This window comes from Veillonella sp. R32, assembly GCF_010093125.1.
GTDB lineage: Bacteria > Bacillota > Negativicutes > Veillonellales > Veillonellaceae > Veillonella_A.
The window spans coordinates 82,226-89,914 of record NZ_NMZQ01000014.1; the positions used below are offsets into that span (position 1 = coordinate 82,226).

At 40.4% G+C, this 7,689-nt stretch carries 5 protein-coding genes; all 5 read right to left on the reverse strand.

The window, feature by feature from the left end; all coding sequences use genetic code 11:
* Complete coding sequence (locus VER_RS04365; RefSeq protein WP_162099657.1) at positions 1–1,161, reverse strand: hypothetical protein; 1,161 nt, start codon at positions 1,159–1,161, stop codon at positions 1–3.
* 46 nt (positions 1,162–1,207) lie between these two features.
* Entirely contained in the window at positions 1,208–1,660 is a 453-nt protein-coding gene (locus VER_RS04370; protein ID WP_162099658.1) for a hypothetical protein, read from the reverse strand.
* Positions 1,661–1,790: 130 nt separating this feature from the next.
* Entirely contained in the window at positions 1,791–3,194 is a 1,404-nt protein-coding gene (locus VER_RS04375) for an MATE family efflux transporter (protein ID WP_162099659.1), read from the reverse strand.
* Between the two features lie 92 nt (positions 3,195–3,286).
* On the reverse strand, positions 3,287–6,199 hold the full coding sequence (locus VER_RS04380; protein ID WP_162099660.1) for an insulinase family protein: 2,913 nt from the start codon (positions 6,197–6,199) through the stop codon (positions 3,287–3,289).
* 154 nt (positions 6,200–6,353) lie between these two features.
* Positions 6,354–7,583 (reverse strand): aspartate kinase, encoded by a 1,230-nt coding sequence (locus VER_RS04385; protein ID WP_162099661.1) that lies wholly within the window; start codon positions 7,581–7,583, stop codon positions 6,354–6,356.
* Positions 7,584–7,689: the final 106 nt, after the last annotated feature.

A 7,689-nucleotide genomic window follows, 5' to 3' on the forward strand; every position in this document is an offset into this window, starting at 1 on the left:
TTAGTTGCGTTTCACAACGACGATTGGTTGTGAAGGAGCGGCACTTGCCTGACTGGAGTCATCAGCTACCTCTTCATCCACTTCTTCCACGGTCCCTTCCGAATCGTCGGCTACCGTTGTGTCTTGATTATCGCTGACATCAGTGCTCGTATCATCTGCTGGTACTAATGTAACAGGTTCAGATGCATCGCCTAAATTATAGTCATCATAAGAGTCTTGCGTAATGGTCTCGCTAGCTGTATGGGCTTGACCATCACCACCCACAACGACCCCTTGTACAGTGACTACCTCTTGTGGCTGTACATAGATAGTCGAGCCTTCTGGTAAATCAATATTTTTACCTTTTACAAAGAAGCCCCCTACTAAACCAACTGGGCCAAGAAGTACAGCACCAGCTACCGATGCACCAGCCGCTTTTAATTCCTGCTTAGTCTTAGCTTTTGCTTCTTCCCCTTGAATAGCCGTAAAGTCAGTGCCATCTAAGGCCGGTACTTTATCAAAAATTAAATCTAATTTACCATTGCGACCAAACGAAGAGGCTTTTTTTAATTCAGAAATATGTCCTTCCCCAACGGTACCAGCTGGCACTAATAAAACATTACCATCCATGATATCATCGGCTACTGTAAAACTAAAGGCATCGCCTACTTTACTAGTAGCTGTATTAATCGGCGTATTTAGCGTAACTGCAAATACTTCGGTATTGGCTACCGAACCAATTTGAGTTGTCACCTTTAAAGGCGCTCCATTAATGGTTTTACCCAAAGTTTGAATACGGCTTTCTAATGAACCCGTACCAATTCGGCCAGATACACTACGTTCTAGTTGTTCCACACGAGCAACTAAAGAACCACTGCCCACTTTGTTCTGATACGTCCATTCCAACATAGACAATTCCTGTGTTACCGACACTTTGCCACGCACATTACCTTCAATGGAATCATACAAAGAATCCACTTGTGCATTCAAAGTACCTGTACTGGAACGGCCATATACTGTTTGCCCAATTTGTTGCACTCGATCTACTAAAGCCCCAACCTGAGTTGAACCATATATTGTATTTTCCAATGCATCTGTTTTTTCTAATACTGTTTCAGGCGCGGCCCATACATTTCCTGAAAAAAGGGCTGCCACTGCTAACATGACTACTTGTTTTTTCATACATCCTCCAACCATCTGAGACCTAGTTTACAACAAACTTAGGTTATTAAATCTTGATGTCAATAATAGCAGATACGCCTACCCCTTGAATACGAGATGCATTCACAGGGTTCTTACTATCAATTGGCACTAACCCTTTAATACGGGCCACACTATTAAAGCTAGCTTCAACTTGAGCCACCGCTTCAACACGTTCTACTTCAGACGCTGGACCGGTAACCTGAGCGGCCCCAATATAACCATTATTGCCTACACTAACGATAGGTACTACTTTAGTTGTATAAGTAGTACTTAAATTATTCTGGCTTAAAATTTTATTTAAAAAGTCATTAATTTGGCCACCAAAGCGGTCTACTAAGATGCCTACGCCACCAACTTTAAGGACGCTACCTAAATTAAAATTGCCTAAGCTAAATGCTTGCGCTGGTCCGGCAAATATACCTGTCGATAAAGTTGCAATCGATACTGCCATTACCGTAGCTAATAATTTCTTTTTCATATGTCATCCTCCTTGTTGTCGAGTCTTTACAATACTACGTATGCTAGTCTGATTATACCATAAATCAAAGCATTTGTCCTTTTTGAGCCTAAAAGTTCCCTCAGCTCCACTTGTTTCATCAGAAATTTCACTAAATTTTTATATGCTGCCATACGCCACTTTGAAAACGCCACCCAGCAAACACCATGCGTAAACTTTGATCAATTAATAAAGCAACCCACGCACCATAAAGACCAAGTCCTAAGGTAAAGCATAATAAATACGTAATAATCGGTCTAAAAATAGCAATAACAAAGAGCGAATACTTCATGACATAGAAATTATCTCCCGCTCCTTTTAAAACGCCCGAATATACCAATTGAAAGGCTTGCGGAAAACTAGCGATAGCCATGAGAATCATAATTTGCGCCCCTAATTGCCATACCGCTTGATCTTGAGTAAAGAAATCGAATACTATATGGCGTAGCCCCCAATAAGCCACTAAACCAACCATAGAAATAAATAGAGCAATGCGGATTCCAATTTTACCATAAGCCATCGCTAAATCAGGTCGTTTTTTACCTAAGGACTGTCCCGTATAAGACGCTCCGGAATAGCTCAGCCCCATAGCAAAATAATAAAAAATATCGATTAAATTCATGCAAATATGATGTGTCGCCAAAGCTACTACACCTAAAGAAGCCACCATTTTAGTATAGGCAAACATCCCAAAACGTTCAAAAGCCTGTTCCCCTAAAGAGCTACCACCAATAAAATAAATAGACCGTAGAATATCCCTGTCAAAACGCCAACTACCTCGATTCCAGGCTAAATGCTGGTCTTGTAAATGAATGGCTCGCAACAACAACAAACAAATTAAACCATAACTTGTCATCGTAGCCATACCGGACCCTACAATACCTAACGCAGGAATGGGCCCCCAGCCATAAATCAACAAAAAATTTAAACCTACATTGACTACATTGCCAATCGCATTGGCCGTAAAAATAACGCGCGTATTACCTACCCCAATAAGGGCTGCGCCCATTATAACCGATAAAGCAGAAAAGAAAAGACCAATTACAATATATTCACCATACTGCACCGCTTCCTCAATATACGAGGGTTGCGCGCCGGCAAATGTTAAAATATCCCCTAGAAAATAAAAGCTTAGTACCAATAAAGGCACATAAAATAATACGGTCAATAAAATGCCTTGCTTCAACACCGAATTCATCGCTTCATAGTCTTCTTCACCCTTACGACGCGCCACAATAGCGGTAATAGCAATAGCCGCCGAACGTACGAAGACAAGCATAACCATTAAAGGCTGACTCATGATGCCTACCGCAGCCAGTGCATCAGCCCCTAAAGCCCCCACCATGGCTAAATTAATCGCTGTCATAAGTTGCAATAAAAGGCCTTGCATCGTAGCCGGCCAAGCTACCTCAATATATGCCTTATAAATAGCGCCCGTCGTAGGCACAGGCCCTAATCTGGCCGCTACAGGTAAAATATAATCAATCCCTAAATACCGTTTTAAACCCAATAACATTCCCTACTCCTTGTACCCAATGACTCCTTATTTCTAAAAAACACTCCTAAACAAAGGTACTATCCCCTGCTTAGGAGTGTTACTATCTCGCCTTATTGTGGCAAAGAAATTACTTGGCTAAATGTATGTCCCGCATTTTTAATCTTTTGTTCGTTCCCCATTACACTAATATGAGAATCTTTCATAACCGCCCCTACTAAGTCAGCTAACTCACGAATGTCAGCTTGGCGACAAGCGATTACTTCTTCACGAAGGCGTTCTGCTGCTTCTGGCGTGCCTTCACCAAAATATTCGCTCATAGCGCGAGGTCCTCGCAAAGCTGGTGTAATTGGCGTATCCAATGTACTCATGGTGCCAATAATATATTTACGCATTTCACGATCAGAAATCTCAAAGGTCTGTAAATATTGACTTAAGTCTTCATAAACAGATAAAGTTTCCGTTAAATTTGGATCACGATAACTGCAAAGTACAAAGTTGCCATTATTGTAGAAATTAGCAAATGCTCCATAAGCACCACCTTGTACACGTATACGTGTCCATAAGTATTCATAACGAAGAATCGTTTCCAATACTTTCATAGCCCCTTTAGGCGTAAACCCATGGTCACGGAAATTACCACCTTGCGCTACATATTGTACCTTACCAGAAGTAACGATACCTTCATTCACATAAGACTTAGTAATTTTTAATTGCCCCATAGGATAGGTACCATCTTGCCATTGTTCAAGAGCTGGTGCCAATAATTCTTTGAAACGGGCAAATTCGTTGGCTTCGCCTACGAAAGAGATATCTACATTGGCTGGACGGAATAATTTAGTAGCTACTTCAGCTAATTTAGCTGGTAACTGTTGTAATGCTTTTTCATCATTAGCCAGTACCGCTAATTGTTCAAAATAACCTAAGCCATCTAAGTCACGGAATTTACCTACTTCAGAGACTTGTGCCATCACGCGGTTCGATACAATCGTATGACCACGGCGGAACGCTTCTGTATCCCAAATTGCTTTTGTCTCTTTCACTAATTCTGTTAAACGAGCTACATCTGAATAATCACTAGCTGTTAATAATTCGGAAATAATGCGCACTAACTCGGGCAATTTAGCATGCAAAGCCTTAGCACGTACAATAAAGAGTGGCGTATACGCATTGCGTTCATTATACTTAGTCAAGGCTGCCATGTCGGCGCTAAAACCACCTAAATTCATATTAATATCTTGTGCAATGGCGTCATAATTTCGCTCGTTTGTATTAACCCTAGCTAACATATCGCTCAATAGCCCTGCATAGAATAATTCAGACTCAGTTAAACAATCTAAATTAAAATAAAAGGCCGTATAATTAATACCTTTGGCTTGTGCTGGCACAAAATGAAGGCGTGCATTGCCCAATTGGCTATCTTCCCGTGCCACCCGTTCTACCTTAGGTGATAAATCAGTAAGCTCCAATAAAGGAATGGTAGCTAATGCTTCTTCTGTATCAGGTGCTGCTTGGCGCGCTTTTAATGCCTTCGTCTGTGCCACAATAGCCTCAATTTCAACCGGTGTCATCTTTGCTTTAATCGCGGCTAACGCTTCTTGTTCTGCTTTTTCTTTTTGTTCTTGTAAGCCTTTTTCAGGATAAATAGATACTAAGGCTTTATGCTGATTCTGTAACAAAGCGCGGTCAATTAAATCTTCAAAATAACGCCCCTTTAAGCCTTCACGTAAAATAGCTAAGGCTTCTTCATAGCGAAGTGCTTCAATAGGATCTTTGTCATAATTCCATTGATCCATAACGCGAATACCATAGGCTAACCCTATAGGGCGACCGCCAAAATCGGCTTCACGCAAAGCAAATTCAGTAATATTTAAAGATGCTTCTAATAAGGATTTATCAATGCCCTCTTTGACTAGACGGGCTAATTCTGCTTCCACCAATTCTTGTAAACGTTTTTGTTCCTTCATTTCAGAACCAGTAACAGAAATATTCCAAATTGGTTGGCGCAAACTATCTAAATAATAACCACTAATATCGCTGCCTACACCAGCTTTTACTAATAACTCTTTAAGAGGTGCTGCTGGTGATGTCAATAAAGCATGCGTTAAGATTTCAAACCCTAAATTATCCGCTACCGTCATTTCAGGCATAACATATGTCAAAGCATGCATCGTTTTGCCCGTTTCATTTTCATCGGTGCCAATGCTATATGGATAGGACGCTACTTTGCCAGCACTAAAAGGCGCCTGCACAGCAATGGTAGAGTCAACGGTTATGGCATCAAAGTTCTGTAAATATTCCTCATGAATAAAGCGCAATTGTTCTTCAATATCCATAGTGCCATATAAGAAAATATAGCTATTCGATGGATGATAATATTGTTTATAAAAAGCTTGGAATCCTTCATAAGTCAATTCAGGAATATTGTCAGGATTCCCCCCTGAATCTACGCCATAGGTGGTATCAGGGAATAATTCTGCCATCATATGTGTTTCCAAAATAGAATCAGGGGAAGAATACACACCCTTCATTTCGTTATATACGACCCCTTTATAGGTCAACGCATCGTCGGCATGATCTAATTCATAATGCCAACCTTCCTGCATGACGATTTCTTTATCTGTAGCTACGCGTGGATAAAAAACAGCATCCAAATATACATCCATCAAATTATGGAAGTCTTTATCATTCTTACTAGCTACCGGATACATTGTCTTATCAGGATAGGTCATAGCATTCAAGAACGTATTTAACGACCCTTTTACAAGCTCTACAAAGGGCTCTTTCAAAGGGAATTTACGAGAGCCACATAATACGGAATGTTCCATAATATGGGCTACCCCAGTACTATCTTTGGGAGGCGTACGGAACGCAATGGAAAAGACTTTATTCGTATCGTCAGCATCAATGTAAAGTAAACGAGCACCCGACTTTTCATGGTGCATTAAATAGGCCTTAGCACTTAACTCAGCAACCGCCTCTACTCGTTCCACTTTAAAACCACTATATATTTCATTTAGTTTCATAAAAAACTCCTTTAATTAGAAATAGTTTCACACAGCTTACATAAACTGCATACAATCTATATTATACTAAAGTTGAGTCATATTTTCAAAATAAAACAGACTTTCTCCTCACTAAGAGAGAAAGTCTGCTATACATCTAACGCTACATTAGTCCTTAACCGCGTTTATCAATGACTAAATTGTCATGAATCGCACGAATTGCGTCTTTTACACGGTCTTCTGCAATTAAGCAAGTAATGCTAATTTCAGAAGTACTAATAATCTCAATATTAATATTTTCTTCACTTAAAATACCAAACATCTGGGCTGCCACACCTGGTTGACCAAGCATACCAGCACCAACGATTGATACTTTAGCCATTTTTTCATTGATAACAAATTCTTCAATATTGCCCGCTGCTTTCAATGCTTCTAATACTTCGCGAGCAATCACTACATCATCCAAAGTAATAGTAAATACAATATCAGTGATCGTATCTTCCACCGTACGAATACTTTGTACAATCATATCTACATCTACATTTTTATCTGCTAAACTTTGGAAAATAAGATGAGCAATGCCTGGTTTATTTTTAACGCCTACAAGGGATACTTTCGCTACATTTGTATCATCAGCTACGCCTTGAATTACATGTTTATTTGCTTCCATTGTATAGTCCTCCCGAATAATGGTACCTTCTTTATCACTAAATGTAGAGCGTACATGAATTGGTACACCATAGCGACTGCCCATTTCAACGGCACGAGGTTGCATAACACCCGCCCCCAAGCGAGCCATTTCCAACATCTCACCATATGTAATTTCATCTAATTTCACCGCATTCGGTGCAATGCGTGGGTCCGTAGAGTATACCCCTTCTACATCAGTAAAAATCTCACATACGTCAGCCTGCATAGCCCCCGCCAATGCAACAGCTGTTGTATCTGAACCACCACGACCTAAGGTCGTAATGTCACCACAATCGGTAATCCCTTGGAATCCAGCCACTACCACTACATTACCTGCATCAAGGGCTGCAAATACACGGCTTGGGTCAATGTTTAAAATACGACCCTTCCCATGATTATCACTACTTAAAATACCTGCTTGCGCACCAGTCATAGATACTGCCGGTTGTCCTTTTTCCATAAAGGCCATTGCTACTAAGGCGATAGAAATTTGTTCGCCCGTAGATAATAAACGGTCCATTTCACGACCAAATGGTCTTGATGTAACCGCCCGTGCCAAGGATACTAAATCATCCGTAGTGTCACCCATGGCCGATACAACCACAACCACGCGGTCATCTTCTTTTTTATCGCGCAACACGCGATCTACTACATTGTAAATCTTTTCCGGCGAAGCCACAGAACTACCACCGAATTTTTTAACAATTAAGGCCACTGTAATCCCTCTTTATCTCTAAAACAACTATAAAATATATAAAAATACTCTATCATATAAAGGCCCTGTCTGTAAAGTACAAAAAGGGTTCTATAATTTATTTTGG